At 61.9% G+C, this 16,608-nt stretch carries 16 protein-coding genes; 7 read left to right on the plus strand and 9 right to left on the minus strand.

What is annotated here, in order from left to right:
- Window positions 1-125 precede the first annotated feature (125 nt).
- The 3 genes from AC07RZ_RS16965 to AC07RZ_RS16975 are packed head-to-tail and all read left to right on the plus strand — an operon-like array spanning window position 126 to window position 3,152.
- The gene (locus AC07RZ_RS16965) at window positions 126-1,331 is read left to right on the plus strand and encodes a sensor histidine kinase (RefSeq protein WP_494668808.1); all 1,206 of its coding nucleotides are present in this window, start codon (window positions 126-128) and stop codon (window positions 1,329-1,331) included.
- Window positions 1,332-1,385: 54 nt separating this feature from the next.
- Entirely contained in the window at window positions 1,386-2,399 is a 1,014-nt protein-coding gene (locus AC07RZ_RS16970; protein ID WP_494668809.1) for a response regulator, read from the plus strand.
- 15 nt (window positions 2,400-2,414) lie between these two features.
- Window positions 2,415-3,152 (plus strand): LuxR C-terminal-related transcriptional regulator, encoded by a 738-nt coding sequence (locus tag AC07RZ_RS16975; protein ID WP_494668810.1) that lies wholly within the window; start codon window positions 2,415-2,417, stop codon window positions 3,150-3,152.
- 63 nt (window positions 3,153-3,215) lie between these two features.
- On the opposite strand, the gene AC07RZ_RS16980 is transcribed toward AC07RZ_RS16975, so the two are convergent.
- On the minus strand, window positions 3,216-3,449 hold the full coding sequence (locus AC07RZ_RS16980) for a hypothetical protein (protein WP_342830757.1): 234 nt from the start codon (window positions 3,447-3,449) through the stop codon (window positions 3,216-3,218).
- 119 nt (window positions 3,450-3,568) lie between these two features.
- The gene (locus tag AC07RZ_RS16985) at window positions 3,569-3,985 is read right to left on the minus strand and encodes a MarR family winged helix-turn-helix transcriptional regulator (protein WP_494668811.1); all 417 of its coding nucleotides are present in this window, start codon (window positions 3,983-3,985) and stop codon (window positions 3,569-3,571) included.
- Between the two features lie 167 nt (window positions 3,986-4,152).
- On the opposite strand from AC07RZ_RS16985, the gene AC07RZ_RS16990 reads away from it, so the two are divergent.
- Complete coding sequence (locus tag AC07RZ_RS16990) at window positions 4,153-4,725, plus strand: TetR/AcrR family transcriptional regulator (protein WP_254785176.1); 573 nt, start codon at window positions 4,153-4,155, stop codon at window positions 4,723-4,725.
- Here AC07RZ_RS16990 and AC07RZ_RS16995 read toward each other — a convergent pair.
- Window positions 4,710-4,865 carry a hypothetical protein gene (locus AC07RZ_RS16995; RefSeq protein WP_494668812.1) on the minus strand — a complete coding sequence of 52 codons (156 nt, stop codon included), beginning with the start codon at window positions 4,863-4,865 and terminating at the stop codon, window positions 4,710-4,712. The two genes, AC07RZ_RS16990 and AC07RZ_RS16995, sit on opposite strands and share 16 nt — an antisense overlap.
- Between AC07RZ_RS16995 and AC07RZ_RS17000 the strand changes: the two genes are divergently transcribed.
- Together AC07RZ_RS17000 and AC07RZ_RS17005 are read left to right on the plus strand one after the other, a co-directional pair.
- Window positions 4,864-5,502, plus strand: a complete 639-nt coding sequence (locus AC07RZ_RS17000; protein ID WP_494668813.1) for a glutathione S-transferase family protein — start codon at window positions 4,864-4,866, stop codon at window positions 5,500-5,502. The genes AC07RZ_RS16995 and AC07RZ_RS17000 overlap by 2 nt on opposite strands.
- Window positions 5,503-5,553: 51 nt before the next feature.
- Window positions 5,554-6,537, plus strand: a complete 984-nt coding sequence (locus AC07RZ_RS17005; RefSeq protein ID WP_494668814.1) for a pyridoxamine 5'-phosphate oxidase family protein — start codon at window positions 5,554-5,556, stop codon at window positions 6,535-6,537.
- Window positions 6,538-6,600: 63 nt separating this feature from the next.
- Here AC07RZ_RS17005 and acpA read toward each other — a convergent pair whose 3' ends face one another.
- Complete coding sequence (acpA, locus tag AC07RZ_RS17010) at window positions 6,601-8,739, minus strand: acid phosphatase (protein WP_494668815.1); 2,139 nt, start codon at window positions 8,737-8,739, stop codon at window positions 6,601-6,603.
- 188 nt (window positions 8,740-8,927) lie between these two features.
- Here acpA and AC07RZ_RS17015 point away from each other — a divergent pair, with 188 nt between their 5' ends.
- Window positions 8,928-10,187: a cytochrome-c peroxidase gene (locus AC07RZ_RS17015; protein WP_494668816.1), complete on the plus strand. Its 1,260-nt coding sequence runs from the start codon at window positions 8,928-8,930 to the stop codon at window positions 10,185-10,187.
- A 42-nt stretch (window positions 10,188-10,229) separates the two neighbouring features.
- On the opposite strand, the gene AC07RZ_RS17020 is transcribed toward AC07RZ_RS17015, so the two are convergent.
- The 5 genes from AC07RZ_RS17020 to AC07RZ_RS17040 form a co-directional block, all read right to left on the minus strand.
- The gene (locus AC07RZ_RS17020; RefSeq protein ID WP_494668817.1) at window positions 10,230-11,876 is read right to left on the minus strand and encodes a bifunctional aspartate transaminase/aspartate 4-decarboxylase; all 1,647 of its coding nucleotides are present in this window, start codon (window positions 11,874-11,876) and stop codon (window positions 10,230-10,232) included.
- A gap of 61 nt (window positions 11,877-11,937) precedes the next feature.
- Window positions 11,938-13,623, minus strand: a complete 1,686-nt coding sequence (gene aspT / locus AC07RZ_RS17025; protein WP_494668871.1) for an aspartate-alanine antiporter — start codon at window positions 13,621-13,623, stop codon at window positions 11,938-11,940.
- A 211-nt stretch (window positions 13,624-13,834) separates the two neighbouring features.
- Complete coding sequence (locus tag AC07RZ_RS17030; RefSeq protein ID WP_494668818.1) at window positions 13,835-14,467, minus strand: glutathione S-transferase family protein; 633 nt, start codon at window positions 14,465-14,467, stop codon at window positions 13,835-13,837.
- Window positions 14,468-14,559: 92 nt separating this feature from the next.
- Complete coding sequence (locus AC07RZ_RS17035; protein WP_144738093.1) at window positions 14,560-15,264, minus strand: helix-turn-helix transcriptional regulator; 705 nt, start codon at window positions 15,262-15,264, stop codon at window positions 14,560-14,562.
- Between the two features lie 19 nt (window positions 15,265-15,283).
- Window positions 15,284-16,423 (minus strand): branched-chain amino acid ABC transporter substrate-binding protein, encoded by a 1,140-nt coding sequence (locus tag AC07RZ_RS17040; RefSeq protein WP_144738094.1) that lies wholly within the window; start codon window positions 16,421-16,423, stop codon window positions 15,284-15,286.
- Between the last annotated feature and the right edge of the window lie 185 nt (window positions 16,424-16,608).

Here is a 16,608-nt window from a genome sequence, read left to right on the forward strand (position 1 = left end):
CTCCCATGATTGAGCACACAAGCATTTGGAGCCGGATAAGCCAGCGCTGGCCAGCCTGGCGCAACGCCACAAGTACATGGTGGTCCCACTTTTATGGGCAATACAACAACTCCATCGAGCGTTTCATGGTGCTGGCATGGGTCGCCATCGTCGGCATGCCGCTGTACTACGTTGTGTGGGCGTACTGGTTTCCGCAACCTTATGAAAATCTCGCCTTGCGGATTTTGGGTGTAGTGCTTTGCCTGCCCGCTATCTTCCTCCGGCACCTGATTCCAAAAAAATGGCTGACCGTCTATTTTTTTATCGGACTGACCTATGTGGCGCCATTTTTCTTCACTTTCATGTTTCTGATGAACGGTGGCTCCTCGATCTGGGGCCAGTCGCTGCTGATAGCGTTAATCATCCTGTTCCATTTCGACACCACCCTAGCCTTCCTGTCCTATGTCATAGGAAGCGCACTGGCTTATGCTGTTTATGCAACGATCCATGGCAGTCTCATGCCGCTCAGCGTCCAGGTGCTGGAACAAGTGCCGATCCAGCTGTTCGCTGTCTTTACGGTGTCGCTCGCCAAGGTCGGCAGAAAGGTGCTGGCGCAGGAAAAACTGGCCGGCATGGCGACCGCGCTGGCGACGGTATCGCACGAACTGCGCACGCCTTTGCGCAGCATCAACGCCAATGCGCGCGGCCTGAGCCGCCTGCTGCAGGAAAATGCCGTGCAGGCGACGCCAAGCCAGGTGCCGATGGAAAAAGCGCTGGCCAGGATCGAGCTGGAAGTGCGGCACATGAACAATGTGATTGACCTGTTCCTGCTGAGCGCCTCGACCGGCCGGGAGAACCTGATCCCGAAGGACATCGTGTCGATGGCGGCCGCCGTCGAACTGATGATGCAACGCTATCCGTTCGTCAACCAGGAACAGCGCGACCTGGTGGCCGTCACGGTGCGCTCCGACTTTCGTTTGCTGGGGCAGGTGGAACTGTGCTCGATGGTCCTGATCAATTTGCTGCGCAATGCGCTGACCTCGATCCAGCGCGTCGGCAAGGGCCGCGTCCGGATCGTGCTGGACGGCGCCCGCGCCCGGCCCCGGTTGCTGTTTATCGATACCGGCTGCGGCATTGAAGCCGGGCGCGCATCGCAGATTTTCGAACGCTTTTACGCTTATCCCGAATCCAGCGGCACCGGCATCGGGCTAGCGTTCTGCAAAGATGTGCTGGAAGCCTGGGGGGCCCGCATACGCGTGGTTTCGCGGCCGCTGGGCTACACCATTTTTGTGCTGGATTTTCCACCCATAGTGCAACAAAAAGCAGCAGACGTCCGCTCTCTGTTAAATTAACTGTCTTTCCTTATCAGGCGTTTTGCCTCTTCCCTTGCGCCTGCAGTGCCCGACATGAATATTTCGTTACCTGTTTATCAACACCCGACCCTGACTATCCTCATCGACGATAGCCAGAGCTTCCTGGACAGCCTGGCTTTCCAGCTGCCGCCGCACATGGCGCGCAAAGTGTTCCACGATACCCAGGCCGCTCTCGACTGGCTGCGCGACGCTTACCGCCATTCGCCCAGCAAGAGCCAGTCGATCCGGGTCAACTACGACGAACAGGCATTCTCGTTCGAGCGGCGCACGGTGGCGGTCGATATCGAACAGATTTACCGGCAATCGATGAACCGCCGGCGTTTCCTGCTGCCGTCGGTGCTGGTGATCGACTACGCCATGCCGCAAATGAATGGCCTGGCGTTTTGCCAGGCGGTGCAAGACCTGCCTTGCAAAAAGATCCTGTTTACCGGCCAGGCCGACGAAAAGATCGCCATCGACGCCTTCAACCGCGGCCTGATCGACCGTTTCATCAAGAAGAGCGACCACGACGCGCTGGACCGCCTGGAACTGGAGATCCGCAGCCTGCAAAAGGAATTTTTCCACGCCCAGTCGCTGACGCTGAAAGACCTGCTGTCGCGCCATTCCTTCACCTTCCTGTCCGACCCGGCGCTGGAAACGCTGGTCGAGCAGCTGTGCAAACGGCATGGCTTCGTCGAGTATTACCTGTTTCCCAACCCGACCGGCATCCTGTTCTTTGACATCCACGGCAAGGCGACCCTGATGGTGGTGGAAACCGAGGCCAGCCTGATGTCGCAGCTGGAGGTGGCGCAGGACTATGGCGCGCCGCTGGAATTGCTGACCGGTTTGCGCGAAATGCGGCTGGTGCCGTTCTTTTCCGACAGCGGCGGCATGTATACCGACGCGTTGCGCCACGATTGGCTATCATATTGCTTGCCGGCACAAATTTGTTTCGGCGCCCAGGACTACTACTGGGCGCTGTTTGATTTCCCCAAGCATTATTTACGTGAACCTTTTTATTCATTGGCGGATTTTTTACGCGACCAGTCCGCCGACATAAAATCATAGAATCCTGAAAACCACATGCTGCAAAGCGAAACCGCTCCTCGATTATCCGCGCCCGACCTGCTGCAGGTCGTGCAAGCCCCTGACTGGGAGCAGTTGCGCACATGCATGCAGCGCCTGCTGGGGCAGCTCGGCATTTGCGATTTCATGCTGCAGATGGAGATCGCCAGCGTCAACGGCACATCGCAGGTGCAACTGTTCGGCAGCCTGCCAAACCCGTTGCTGCAGCAGTTCAGCCAGCCGGCCGACGACAAGACCGATCCGGTCCGGCAGCATCTCGCGCGCTCTTGCCTGCCGCTGAACTGGCAAGTCGACCAGCTGTGCCTGCTGCATGGCGGACAGGTTTATCCATTGTTGAAAGCGAAGGGCGTCACGCAAGGCATGAGCCTGGCGCTGCACAGCAAGCACGCGGTGAGCCGCCTCGATTTCTACAGCAATGCGGCGCGCCCGGCCGCGTTGCCTGTCGCGGCCCAGGCCGACGCCCTGCTGCTTGGCGTATACCTGCAGGAAGCGGCGGAACGCTTGTGGCGCAAGGTTGCTCCGAACCAGGAACCGATTTTATCGGCGCGCGAACTGGAATGCCTGCGCTGGAGCGCCGACGGCAAGACCAGCAGCGAAATCGGACTGATCCTGGGCATATCGCAGCGCACCGTCTATTTCCACATGAAGAATGTGGCGATGAAACTGGGCGTCTATAGTACCCGCCACGCTATCAGCAGAGCGGTCATGATGGGTATCATCAAACCCAATACCTGAGCCGCCAGGCACCGGCTTCCCGTGCCGTGTCGCAGCAGGCCGAATAAGCCGGCCTGCCGCAATTCAAGGCGCCATGCCGGAACAGGATGAAAGCGCCGCCACCAGTTCCGGCTGGCGGCTGGCGTCGCTGCGCAGCTGCTGCGCGGTGATGCCATGGTCCGCCGCATGCGCTGCCAGGCAAGCGTCCTGGCTGTCCAGCAAGCTGAGGTCGGCGCCGAAATACAAGATGACGCCGAACGCCGCGGCGGCAACGGCAAACACCATCAGCGCGATGCGGCCCCCTGCGTTTTTTTGCATATCCCCTGTCATGGACGGCATGGCGATTCCTTCGCAAAAGAAGTTAGCTAAACAACCAATTGGATAAAAATTTAGGCAGGCATGCGTGCCTGCCTTCTGTCTTGTGTACAAACCGGCAATCAGCCGATGCTTTCCCTGACCCCGCGCAAGGCGCTGATCGAGTCGTCGAAGCGGTCGCCGCCTACCTGTCCGCGCAAACGCTGGGCCACCTCCGCACTGACGGCGTTGATCGGGCCGTCCAGCGCCAGCGCCGCGGCGGTCGGAAAGATATTCCATTCGCGGCCGTCGGCGGCGGACGGACGGCGCTCGATGAGCTGCTTCGCTAGCAGCGCGTCCAGCAAGCGCGTCGCCGTCGGCCTGGCGATGCCGAAGATATCGGCCAGTTCGCTGTTAAGCAGGCCAGGGCGCCGCAGCACTGCGCGCAGGACGAAACCCTGCGGCGCAGTCAGGTCGAACGGCTGGTAGGCCGCATTCCACTCACGCTCGACGATGCGCGCCAGGGCGGTAGTGTTGAAATAAAGGCAGTGGTCAAACATGGGTTTATTCTAGAACGACATGGTTAGCTAGGCAACCATTATTCTGCAGCCGTTAGCTGCCTGGAACCGGCATGCGCGGATTTTGCATGGATACCCTTGCTGTTTTGGTATTTCACCACTACATTGATAACAACGAACATTCGGTACACTCACCAGGTCTAAATATCATGCCAGCAGCTACTCTCTCCCGCGACCAGGTCGTCGATCGCATCCTGGCTGCTTTCCGCCGCTATGGTTATGAAGGCAGCAGCCTGTCGCGCCTGTCTGAGGCCACAGGCCTGGGACGGTCGAGCCTTTACCATTATTTTCCAAACGGCAAGGAAGACATGGCGAGCGCAGCCATGGCAGCGGTCGGCGCCTGGTTTACCCAGCATGTGCTGTCCACCCTGGACAGCCGCGAGGCATCCGCCATCCGCCTGCAGCGCTTCGCCGGCAAGCTGACCGAGTATTACGCCAATGGCATGGCGCCCTGCCTGATGGACGTATTCACCATCGGCGAAGCCGGGTCGCTGTTCCAGCAGCACCTGGGCGGGCGCATGCGGGCCCTGATGGCCTTGCTGGCCGGGGTAGCCGAGGAAGCTGGCGTGGATAAGGTGGAAGCCGCCGTACGCGCGGAGAATGCCGTGGTGGCGATTCAGGGATCGCTGATCGTGTCTCGCGCCCTGGACAGCAACGGCCCCTTTTTGCGCATGATAGAAAATTTCCCCGCCATCCTGCTTGGCCCTCAGCCGGCCAAGTAAGGCATTTGTTGGTTTCCTGTTTTTACTTGACAACCTGGTTTTGCTTTTGTATTGTACCGATTGTTCGGTACATAATCACGCAGTTTGCGCCAGGCATCGCTTGCGGTGCTTTTATTCCAGCCTTCCAGGAGATCTCCCATGCCAGCCGTCCGCCCAGCACAACCGATCCGTCTTTATCGCGCCCCCTTGTCCGGCCATGCCCACCGCGTCCAGCTGTTCCTGTCCCTGCTGGACCTGCCGTTTGAAATGATCGACGTCAACCTCGGCGCCGGCGAACAGAAAAAGCCTGAGTTCCTGGCGAAAAATCCGTTCGGCCAGGTGCCGGTGATTGAAGACGGCGAAGTCACGCTGGCTGACTCGAACGCGATCCTGGTCTACCTGGCAAGCAAATACGGCGACGCCGGCTGGCTGCCGCGCGATCCTTTGGGAGCGGCAACCGTGCAGCGCTTCCTGTCGCTGGCCGCGGGCGATATTTTCCGCGGCCCGGCCAGCGCCCGCCTGGCGACCTTGTTCGGCATGCCGCTCGACCTTGGCGCGGCCTGCGCCACCGCCACACGACTGTTCACCCTGCTGGAGCCGCACCTGGCCAGCCACCCGTTCCTGGCCGGCGCCCAAGTGACGATTGCCGATGTGGCGGCGTACAGCTACATCGCGCATGCGCCGGAGGGCGGCGTGGCGCTGGACGACTACCCGCATATCCGCGCATGGCTGGGACGGGTTGAAGCCCTGCCCGGTTTTGTCGCCATGCAAGCCACGCCGCCGGTGCTGGCGGCCTGAAACCGCGCCCCGGTCATCAATCGATCGGAGCGCCCTGCCAAGGAGCCAAGAATGTCCCATCCTGAAATCGCCGCAACCGGCCCGGACAGCACGCCTTTCCATCGCGGCGAACGCACGGCGCAGCAGCGCGCCGGCATGCTTGAAAAGATGGCGAGCCGCGGCCAGCTGCTGCGCAGCTTCATGCCCGACCAGCATCGCGAATTTTTCCAGCAGCTGCCATTCATGATCGTCGGCAGCATCGACCGCGAACAGCAGCCGTGGGCGTCGATCGTCACCGGCGCGCCCGGTTTCGTGACTTCGCCGGACGCCGAGCACCTGGAGATGCGTCCGCATGTGCTGGCAGCCGATCCGCTGCAGCAGACGCTGGCCGCCAACGCAGCCATCGGCTTGCTCGGCATCGAACCGCACACCCGCCGCCGCAACCGCATGAACGGCAAGGTCGAGAAACTCGGCGCGGCAGGATGGACGGTGAAGGTAGACCAGAGCTTCGGCAACTGCCCGAAATACATCCAGGCGCGCCGTCCCGCCCTGGTCGAAGGCGACGACGCCGCGGCGCCCGTAGTGCACAGGGCAACCCGGCTCGACGCCGCGATGCAAGGCCTGGTCGCCGGCGCAGACACTTTCTTCATCGCCACGGCCTTCATGGGCAAACCTGCCGATGCAAGCAACCGCCAGTACGGAGTTGACGTGTCGCATCGCGGCGGCAAACCCGGCTTCGTCCGCATAGACGATGAAAAGACGCTGACGGTGCCCGATTTCGTCGGCAATTCTTTCTTCAACACCATCGGCAACCTGGTCGAGCATCCGCGCGCCGGTTTGCTGTTCATCGATTTCGCCAGCGGTGACGTGCTCTACCTGGCGGCCAGCGCCGAGCTGGTCTGGGATGGTCCCGAAGTGGCGGCATTCAAGGGCGCCGAACGCTTGCTGCGCTTCCGCGTGGAGCAGGCGATACGGGTCGAAGCCTCGCTGCCGCTGCGCTGGAGCGAGGCGGAACTGTCGCCGGCGCTGGCGCCCATGGGTTCCTGGCAGCGATGAAAAAAGCCGGCTGCCTTTTCCAAGGCAGCCGGCTTCATCTGTTTCCCCGCTGACTTGCGCGGATTACTCTTGCGGCACCGGCGTCAATGCGCCGGTCAGGTCGCCCATCGGCTTGGCGCCATTCGCCACCAGCGCCTTGTCGCGGGCGGCGAGGCCAGGCAGCACCGGCAACGCATAACGATTGGTGATGAAGCGCAGGATGGAAGCGGTGTCGTACTGGGTGTGGTCGACGAAACCTTTCTTCGCATACGGCGACACCAGGAGAGTCGGCAAACGCGTGCCCGGGCCCCAGCGGTCGCCCTTGGGCGGCGCCACGTGATCCCAGAAGCCGCCGTTTTCATCGTAAGTCACCACGATCAGCATGTTCTTCCACTGCGGGCTGGCCTGCAGCTTGGCGATGACGTCGGCGACATGGGCATCGCCGTCAGCGACGTTGGCATAACCGGCATGCTGGTTCAAATTACCTTGCGGTTTATAGAACGCGACCGCAGGCAGTTTGCCGGCTGCGGCGTCCTGCAGGAACGAAGCGTCGAAATCCTTCAGGTGGGCGGCACGTTCGGCAGCGCCGGCGGCGGTGGCCGGATCGAAGCGGCTATAGTAGTTGAACGGCTGGTGGTGCGGCTGGAACTGGACCTTGCCGCCGTAGATCACGCTGCGGGTGGCGTTCGGCGCATCTGCCAAGGCTGCGTTCCAGGCGCCTGCATACCAGGCCCAGTCGATACCCTTGCTGGTCAGCTCGTCGCCGATGTTGGTCTGGGTCTGGACCGGCAGGGTAGTTGCCTTGCTTGGATCTGCGTAGGCTGCCACGGCGGCGGCGTTGTTGCCGCTAGGCTGGTACGGCGGCTGCATGGTGTTGACCGCGTAGAACATCCCGGCAGCGTCTTTCGGCGTGATGGTGCTGTCCTTCAGGTAGACCGGGGCGCCGTTCAATACTGAAGTCGGATTGCCGGTGCCCGGGGTCAGGCCGACCAGGTTGCCGCTGGCGTCGAGCGTGACGGCCGAGATATTGCCCTTGGCCGGCGAGGTGGCGGCGTCGGCGTTCGGGTAAGTCGGGGCGCAGGCGCAGATCAGGTATTGGTGGGTCAGGAAGGAGCCGCCGAAAGCGCCCATGAAGAAGTTGTCGGCCAGCGTGTATTGCTTGGCGATATTCCACAGCTTCATCTTGCTGCCGTCGTAATAGCCCATGCTGAGGCCGCCGGCATCGGAGTACGCGGCGAACTTGTCATTCTTGCCGCCGTTGATCTGCATCTGGTTATTGAAGAAACGATGCACCAGGTCGCGCGTGATCACGGACGACGACATATAGATCGGGCTGTTGGCGTCATCGATCTGGAACGGCTTGTTCGGCAGGTTGGCCGATTGCGCCTGGGTGATGACGGTGCTCTGGCCGGCCAGGGTCATGCCGCCCCAGGTCGGCGGCAGGACCGGCAGGGTGCTGCCGTCGAAATCCTTTTGCGGCACATAGCTGGAAGTCGAGGTCGGATTGACGCCGGGAATGCCGTTGGCGCCGGGGAACAGGCCGTACAGGTTGTCGAAGCCGCGGTTCTCGGCAAAGATCACCACCACGTTCTGGATGTTGTTCATCGCCAGCGCACCGGCCAGGGCCTGGCCCAGGTCGACCGTGCCGCCTTGGGCGATGGCCGCCGCGATGGCTGCATTGACCGCCAGCGCTTCCGCTTTCAGCTTGGCCAGGTCATTGCCGCTCAGCTTGTTGATGTCGGCCAGCAGGTTGGCTTCGGCAGTGCCGATCTTGGCGGCCAGCTTCTTGCTGGCGTCGGCGAAATCGCCGCCGTTGGCATCCATGGCGGCCGTCAGTTCGGTCGAGATGGCGCTGATGAAGGCGCTGCGGCCGAGCGGCGCGCGGAACACCAGTTTCTGCGTGACGGCGCTGCCTTTGTCGCCTATCGCTTCGTGGCGGATGGCGTCGGTATCGACGGTGGCCACTACCGCACCCTGGCCCTTGAGGGAAAACGAACCGTCGGGAGCAGTCCTGGCTACCGGCGATGCGGCGTCGCACGTCGCCTTCTTGACCTTGTCTTCGAAGCAGACTTTGGCGTTTTCATAATAGCTGCCGGTGACCTGGCCGCTGGTCACTGAACCGGTGGCCTCGCCGATCGAGCTGCCGCCGCCGCAGGCGCTCAGGCCCGCCGATAGTGTCACCGTTGCCACCGTTACCGGCAGCCATTGCATGGTCCGCTTCATAAACCCTCCCCGGGCGATAAAAAGCGCAATCGTATGCCCCGAATATTTCAGCTGTGTGAAATGCAGCGGCGGCCGCCATTTATTTTCAGGATGTGGATGTGTCATCGTTCTGTCACACAACGCTGCTAGGCTTGCCTCCCATTCGACGCGGCGCTCTGCTCGTCCTCCAAGGCTTGTCAAACGTTCCTATGAAACCAGCGGTCATTGCATTCCTGAGCGGCGTCGCCGTGCTTCTCCTGAACGGCTGCGGCCAGCAGCATGCGGACGCCGAAGCAGCCAAGCCCGCTGCACCGGCCTACGTCGGCGCGACCTATGCGCCGACGCTGAAAAAGCAGCCCTCGGTAGCCGACATGACCGCTCTCGGCCGCACCATGTTTTCCGATCCTTCGCTGTCGGCCTCCGGCAAGATGTCTTGCGCTACCTGCCACAGCCCCGACCATGCATTCGGTCCGCCCAACAACCTGGCGGTGCAGCTGGGCGGCAAGGAAATGAAAACGCTGGGCACGCGCGCCGTGCCTTCGCTGCGCTACATACAGAACGTACCGGCTTTCACCGAGCATTTCTTCGACGACGACGGCGACGACAGCATCGACGCCGGCCCCACCGGCGGCCACAACTGGGACGGCCGCGCGCCGTCGACCCACGACCAGGCGCGGATCCCGCTGCTGTCGGCGCACGAAATGGGCAATGCGAATGCGGCCGAAGTGGTGGAAAAACTGAAAAAAGCCAGCTACGTGGCGCAGTTCCGCGCCACCTTCGGCGAAGACATTTTCGACAACCGGGAGCAAGCCTTCAAATGGGCGCTGATGGCGCTGGAAGTATTCCAGGAAAGCCCGACCGAATTCTATCCCTACAACAGCAAGTACGACGCCTTCCTGCGCCAGCAGGTCCAGCTCAGCAAGCAGGAGCTGAACGGCCTGCGCCTGTTCAACGATACGTCGAAAGGCAACTGCGCCTCCTGCCACATCAGCGCAATCGCGGCCAGCGGCGCCTTCCCGCAATTTACCGACTACGGCTTGATCGCCATCGGCGTGCCGCGCAACAAGAACATCCCGGCCAACGCCGATCCGAAATATTACGACATGGGTTTGTGCGGCCCCGACCGCACCGACCTCAAGGACAAGACCGAGTACTGCGGGATGTTCAAGACGCCGTCCTTGCGCAATGTCGCCACGCGCCAGGTGTTTTTCCACAACGGCGCCTTCAGCAGCCTGGAGCAGGTGATGAAATTCTACGTGCAGCGCGATACCCAGCCGGAGAAATGGTATCCGCGCGGGAAAGACGGCAAGGTGCGCAAGTATGACGACCTGCCTGAGGCATACCATGGCAACGTCAACGTCGAAGCGCCGTTTGACCGCAAGCCGGGCGACAAGCCGGCGCTGACGGATAGCGAAATCAAGGACGTGATCGCCTTCCTCAAAACCCTGAACGACGGCTACCGGCCTTGACCGCCAGCCGGCCCGCGGCCTTGCGCGAGCCGGCCGCCAGCGTTATTTCCTGGCCTTCTTGGCGCTCTTCGTTGCTTTCGGCTTGGCGCCGGCCGCCTTGCCGCCACCGGCGGCTTTCTCGAACTGGACATGGAATTCCAGCGCCAGCTTGCGGATCGCCTTGCCGATGTTGGTGTAGTCGTACTCGTTGAGATTGGCCAGCGACACCCGCGCCGAAGCGTGCGCGGTGCCGAAGCCGCGCCCCGGCAGCAGGATCACGCCGGTTTCTTCCGCCAGCCGGAACAGCGCTTCGTTCGGCTTCAGGCGCTTCACCATCCACTTGGCGAAATCGGCGCCGTACATTGCCGTGGCCAGCGTTTCCAGGTCGAGCAGATGGTAGTAGTGGACCGAATCGGCATCGACCGGCAGCGGCAAGGCCAGCGCCCGGTATAACGCTTCCTTGCGGCGCAGGACGATGCGCTTCATCGATTTCTTGTAATTCTGCGGCTCATCCAGCAGCGAATACAGGGAGAACAAGGTCATCTGCGCCTGCACCGGCGTCGACAAGCCGGCGGTGTGGTTCAGCGCCACGGTGCGGCTGTCGGCCACCAGCCGGTCGATGAACTTCAGTGCGCGCGGTTCGGTGGTGATCGAGTTGTAGCGCCGGTCCAGCTCCTTGCGGCGCGCCTCGGGCAAGGCGGCGATCTTGTCGTCCAGGATATTCTTTTCATGGGTGGCGACCACTCCCATGCGCCACCCGGTGGCGCCGAAATACTTGGAGAACGAATACACCAGGATGGTGTTGTAGGGGCAGATCGCAAACAGCGATATGAAGTTGTCGGCGAAAGTGCCGTAGACATCGTCGGTCAGGATGATCAGGTCGGGGCGCTGCCTGACGATCTCGCCGATATACGCCAGCGTCTCATCGTTGATCCTGACCGAAGGCGGATTGCTGGGATTGACCAGGAAGAACGCCTTGACCTTGGGATCCAGCAGCTTGTCGAGTTCTTTCCTGGTGAACTGCCAGTTGTTCTCGGCCGGCGCATCGACCAGCAGCTCGACCAGCTGGTAGTCGTTGAGGTGCGGGATTTCGATGTAAGGCGTAAAGATCGGCATGCCGAGGGCGATGGTGTCGCCGGCCTCGAGGATATGGTTTTCGCGCAGGCTGTTGAAAATGTATGTCATGGCGGCGGTGCCGCCCTCCACCGCATACATGTCGAAATTGCCGATGAACGGCTGCTCGCCGATCATCTCCTGGCGGATGTACTGGCCGACGATCTGCTCGCCCAGGTCCAGCATGCGGTCCGGCACCGGGTAGTTGCAGCCGAGGATGGCTACGCACATCTCGTACAGGAAAGCGCCGGCCGACAAGCCCAGCTGGTCGCGCACATAAGATACGGCGGCTTCAATGAAACGCACGCCATCGACGCCGGCATGGGCCTTGGTGAAAATCTCGAAACGCGCCTCGATGCCCTCGCGCTGCGGGAAACCGCCGACGCCATCCATATAGATATAAGAACGCTCGGCTTCGCTCATGGCAAACAGGCCGAACTGGAAAAAGCCGTGGCGCGGCGTGGTGGCCAGGAAATTCGGGTTGCCGCGGCCGGCGTTAAGCATGGCGCGGTCGGCGCCCGACGCCGCCTGGATCAATGCATCTTTCAATTCAAACGGGCTGAGCAGGGCGAGTTTTTCCGGGTTGCTGAAATCCATTCTGGTACTCCTTATTCGATAGATTGGGTCCGCCGCGGCGGAGCGGGATGCGCAAACAGGATCAGACCAGCGCCACCACCAGCGGTCCCAGCAAGGTCAGGAACACATTGGCGAGGGCGTAGGTAATGGCAAAGGGCACGGTAGGAATGGCGTTCTCCGCTTTGTCGAGCACCTCGCCGAAAGCCGGGTTGGCGCTGCGCGAACCGCTGAGGGCGCCGGCGAACACCGCCGTATTGTCGTAGCGCAGGACATAGCGTCCGATCAGCATGGTCAGGATCATCGGCAGGATGGTCACCACCACGCCGACGCCGAAGATGGTGAAACCCTGCTGCCTGACGGTCTGCACCGCCTGCAGGCCGGACGACAGGCCGACCACCACCACAAAGCCCGCCAGGCCGAGGTCTTTCAGGATTTGCACCGCGGCGGCAGGCATGGCGCCGAACGACTGGTGCCGGGAACGGAACCAGCCGAACAGCAGGCCGGAGAGCAGGGCGCCGCCGCCGCTGCCCAGCGTCAGCGGGATCGAGCCGACCTTGGCCACCAGCAGGCCGACCAGCAATCCGGCCACCAGCCCGGCGCCGAGATAGACAAAATCGGTTTTGGCGCTCGGCACGATCACATAACCGACGATATCGGCGACGCGCTTGACGTCTTGTTCAGCGCCATAAATGGACACCACGTCGCCCACCTGCACGATGGTTTCAGGCAGTATCGGCAACACCTGCCCCATGCGGCTGATCTGCACCACGTAAATGCCGTGGCGCACCTCGCCCGCGGTCTGGGTGCGGATTTCCGCCACGCTCTTGTTGTGGAATGCCTTGTTGGTCAGCACCACTTCCCGGTGCTGCATGGTCAGCTCCATGCCCTCCACCGCATACACTTCCTTGCCGAGGAAACCGGAAGTGCTGACCACCGCTTCACGGCGGCCGACCACCAGCACGATGTCATGCGACTGCAGCACCAGCTGCGGGCTGACTTCGATCACCTGGCCGGCGCGCTTGACGCGCTCGATGGTGATGGCGGTGGCAGGATCGAGGTTTTCCACTTCTTCGACCGAAATCTTGCCCTGGGTGATTTCATACAGGCGGCCGACCAGCTCCGGCAGCGCCGCCTGCTGCTCCGGCCCCAGCAGCTTGACGCCGGCCAGCATCGCGGTCTCGGCCTTGATCGCATCGTCGCGGATGCTGCGCCCCATCAGTTTCGGCAGGATGTTCACGCAGACGATGATGGCGCCGAAGGAACCGAACACATAGGTCACCGCGTATCCCACCGCGACATTGCCCTGCAGGCGCGCCACCTCGGCCGCGTCCAGCCCCAGCTTGGCGATGGCGTCGCCGGCGGTGCCGATGATCGCCGACTGCGTCAGGCCGCCGGCGGCAACGCCCGCCGCCAGGCCCTTGTCGAGGCCGAACAGCTTGGCCATCACGACTACCGTCGCCAGCCCGGTCAGCGCCAGCACCGCCGCCAGGATGATTTCCCGGATCGATTGCTTGCCCAGCGAGTTGAAGAATTGCGGACCGCTCTCGTAACCGACCGCATAAATGAACAAGGCAAACAGCACGGCCTTGACGCCGGGATCGACATGCACCCCGACCTGGCTGACCAGCACCGCCACCAGCAGGGAGCCGGCGACGCCGCCAAGCTGGAATTTGCCGAACTTGATCTTGCCGACGGCATAACCGACCGCCAGCGATAAAAACAGCGCTATCTCCGGAGATTTCTTGAATAACTCATGCAGCCACTCCATAAGGGACATCCTTTCCTTGTGAGAAATGCAGTTTGTTCAATCAATCGATGCGGCGGCCAGGACGGTCCGCGCAGTTGGGACCTTGAGAAGTTGCAGAAAAGCATCTTCATAATAGCAGAGTCGCTATTTCCAAAAAGAAATAGCGACTGTCTTGCCCGGCAAAAGGAAGGGGCGATACGGGTTGGCGGCGCATGCCGCCTGGCGGCAGCTGTCAGGCTATCAACAGCTCTTCTTCAAGCTCGGTCTGGCGCCAGGCGTCAAGTTCCTGCATGCGGCTGAACCAGGCTCGCAGGTGTGCGTACGGCGCCAACGGCACCCGCCCCGGTTCGACCGCCATCAGCGGCGCGGCGATCGCCAGGTCAGCCAGGGTCAGGCTGCTTCCCGACACCCACCTGCGCTGCGCCAGATGTCCGTCCAGCACGCCGGCGTATCTCTCCAGGTCGGTCTGCGCGCGCTGCAATTCGACCGGATCCGGCCGGCCGGCGCCGATCAGCCCCTTGATGAAATTTTCCCAGTAAAAAATCCCGATCATCGGCGCGAAATGCTGGGCCGACCAGAACATCCAGCGGTTGACGTCGGCCCGCGCCCGCAGCTCGGCCGGATATACCGACTGGCCCGGCGTCTTGTCGGCCAGGTATTGCATGATCGCGCAAGACTCCCACAGGATGAAATCGCCGTCCACCAGCACCGGGATTTTTTCGTTGGGATTGATCGCCAGCAGGTGCTTGCGCTGGTCGGCGCTGGACAGGTCAAGCAGCACCAGGTCGAGCGGCAGGCCGAGGTGGTGCGCGGTCATGACGACGCGCCGCGCATTGGATGAAATTGGGTGATGGTAAAGGCGCATGACGACGATCTCCCGGAAGTTGTTGATGCAAGACCTGCATCTTAGTCGCGGGCTGCTGACAACTTGTGTCAGTAGCGTTCCGACAAGCCGGCCTACTGGTCTTCGCCGAACGGATTCTCGCTGCGCCAGGCTTGCAGCAGCACGCTGCGCTGCTGCGGATAGCGCAGCCTGGTCACCGTCAAGGCGCTGATCCTGTCGTTGCGGAAATGGCGGAAGCCGTTGCGCAGTTCGCACCAGCCGATGACCAGCCGCTTGCCCTCGAAGAACGCCAGCGCAATCGGCCAGACCAGTCTTTCGGTAGCATTGCCGTTCTCGTCGCGATAACTGATATTGATCTTGTGCTGGCGCCGGATCGCTTCGCGGATCGGGCCCAGCGTATTGTTGCTGGGCGCTTCCTCAAGGAAGCTGGCTGCCAGCAAACCCATGTTCGCCATGCTGTCGCGCAGGTCGAGCGGCGAAGCGGCGGCGATCTTGCTGAGCGCATTCCCCGCGGCCTGCGCCAGGCCGTCGTCGCCTTGCTGCTTGACCCAGCGCGCACCCAGCACCAGCGCTTCCAGTTCGTCTTCGTTGAACATCAGCGGCGGCAGGAAAAAGCCGGCGCGCAGCACGTAGCCCAGGCCGGCTTCACCCTCGACCGGCGCGCCCAGCTCGACCAGGGTCTGCACGTCGCGGTAGATGGTGCGCACCGAGACCGACATCTGCTCCGCCAGGCAGGCAGCGGTGACCGGCCGCCGATGGCTGCGCAAAGCATCCATCAGCATGAACAATCGCCCGGTACGGCTTGCTGCTTGCGCCAATACGTCTCCTTAGACGGTTCTACCTGGTCAGCGACAGCAAGGTCTGCTGGCCGCTCCTGAAGGTGTAGATCGACAGCGTGCCGTTCTTGATATCGCCCTTGCCGTCGAATGCGATCTTGCCGGTGACGCCGGTGTACTGGATCTTGCCGAGCGCCGGCAGGTATTTCTTTGGATCGACCGAATCGGCTTGCTGCATGGCTTTGGCGATGATCATCACGGCGTCGTAGGTGTACGGCGCGTACTGGACGATGTCGGCATTGTATTTTTTCTTGTAAGCCGCCTTGAAAGCGTCGAGCGGCGCGGTATCTTCAACCCCGCCGGCGATCGCGCAATAGACCTTGTCGTCGATCAGGCCTTCGCCGGCCAGGCGCGGCAGGGCGCCGGTGCAGATCGCATCGCCGCCCATGAAGTTGGCGGTGATGCCGAGTTGCCGCATCTGGCGCAGCATGGTGCCGGCGCTGGCGTCGATGCCGCCGAAGAAAATCAGGTCCGGCTGCTTGGCCTTGACCGCGGTCAGGATCGCGCTGAAGTCGGTGGCCCGGTCGTTCGTGTATTGCGTCGACACCACTTCGACGCCATTCGCCTTGGCGTCTTTGAGGAACTCGGTGGCCAGCCCTTGCCCGTAGGCGGTGCGGTCGTCAATCACGGCGATCTTTTTTGCATGCAAGGTTTTTGCCGCATAACGGCCCATCGCAGCGCCGAGCTGGGAGTCGTTGGCAACCACGCGGAAAGTGGTGTTGAACCCTTGTTCGGTATATTTGGCGCTGGTCGCGGAAGGTGAAATCTGCGGGATGCCGGCGTCGAAATAAATCTTCGATGCGGGAATCGAGGTGCCCGACTGCAGATGCCCGACCACCCCCGCCACCTTGGCGTCGACCAGCTTCTGGGCGACGCTGGTAGCCTGTTTCGGATCGCTGGCGTCGTCTTCAGCCTGCAGCACGAACTGGATTTTCTTGCCGCCGATGACCAGATGCCTGGCATTCAGGTCGTCGATCGCCATGCGCGCGCCGTTTTCATTATCCTTGCCGACATGCGCAACCGGGCCGGTGATCGGGCCGACGTGCGCAATCTTCACGACTTGCTCCTGGGCCTGCGCGGCAACGCTAAAGGTCAACCCGATGGCGGCGGCCAGCAACGTCGTTTTGGCATGGTTCTGCATGTTTTCTCCTCTGGTTTGAATATGGCTGAAGTGCAGCGATTATCCCAGCCTCCCGGCAACTGATCCAGCGGCATTTATTCTACACACAAGGCGCGCCATGCTTATGGCTATATGAACCTCAGCCCGCCGTTTTCCGCGGCTTGACGGGCGGCATAGGCTGCAGCCAGGTTATTGCCGGTGCTTGC

It is taken from the genome of Collimonas sp. GW821-FHT07E08 (assembly GCF_059418905.1).

Coding starts and splice junctions, on each gene's coding strand:
- AC07RZ_RS17020 (WP_494668817.1), bottom strand. CDS start 11,876: ATGGATTTCAGCAACCCGGAAAAACTCGCCCTGCTCAGCCCGTTTGAA.
- aspT (WP_494668871.1), bottom strand. CDS start 13,623: ATGGAGTGGCTGCATGAGTTATTCAAGAAATCTCCGGAGATAGCGCTG.
- AC07RZ_RS16970 (WP_494668809.1), top strand. CDS start 1,386: ATGAATATTTCGTTACCTGTTTATCAACACCCGACCCTGACTATCCTC.
- AC07RZ_RS16965 (WP_494668808.1), top strand. CDS start 126: ATGGTGCTGGCATGGGTCGCCATCGTCGGCATGCCGCTGTACTACGTT.
- AC07RZ_RS16975 (WP_494668810.1), top strand. CDS start 2,415: ATGCTGCAAAGCGAAACCGCTCCTCGATTATCCGCGCCCGACCTGCTG.
- AC07RZ_RS17005 (WP_494668814.1), top strand. CDS start 5,554: ATGTCCCATCCTGAAATCGCCGCAACCGGCCCGGACAGCACGCCTTTC.
- AC07RZ_RS17030 (WP_494668818.1), bottom strand. CDS start 14,467: ATGCGCCTTTACCATCACCCAATTTCATCCAATGCGCGGCGCGTCGTC.
- AC07RZ_RS16980 (WP_342830757.1), bottom strand. CDS start 3,449: ATGCAAAAAAACGCAGGGGGCCGCATCGCGCTGATGGTGTTTGCCGTT.
- AC07RZ_RS17040 (WP_144738094.1), bottom strand. CDS start 16,423: ATGCAGAACCATGCCAAAACGACGTTGCTGGCCGCCGCCATCGGGTTG.
- AC07RZ_RS16990 (WP_254785176.1), top strand. CDS start 4,153: ATGCCAGCAGCTACTCTCTCCCGCGACCAGGTCGTCGATCGCATCCTG.
- AC07RZ_RS17015 (WP_494668816.1), top strand. CDS start 8,928: ATGAAACCAGCGGTCATTGCATTCCTGAGCGGCGTCGCCGTGCTTCTC.
- AC07RZ_RS16985 (WP_494668811.1), bottom strand. CDS start 3,985: ATGTTTGACCACTGCCTTTATTTCAACACTACCGCCCTGGCGCGCATC.
- acpA (WP_494668815.1), bottom strand. CDS start 8,739: ATGAAGCGGACCATGCAATGGCTGCCGGTAACGGTGGCAACGGTGACA.
- AC07RZ_RS16995 (WP_494668812.1), bottom strand. CDS start 4,865: ATGGGAGATCTCCTGGAAGGCTGGAATAAAAGCACCGCAAGCGATGCC.
- AC07RZ_RS17000 (WP_494668813.1), top strand. CDS start 4,864: ATGCCAGCCGTCCGCCCAGCACAACCGATCCGTCTTTATCGCGCCCCC.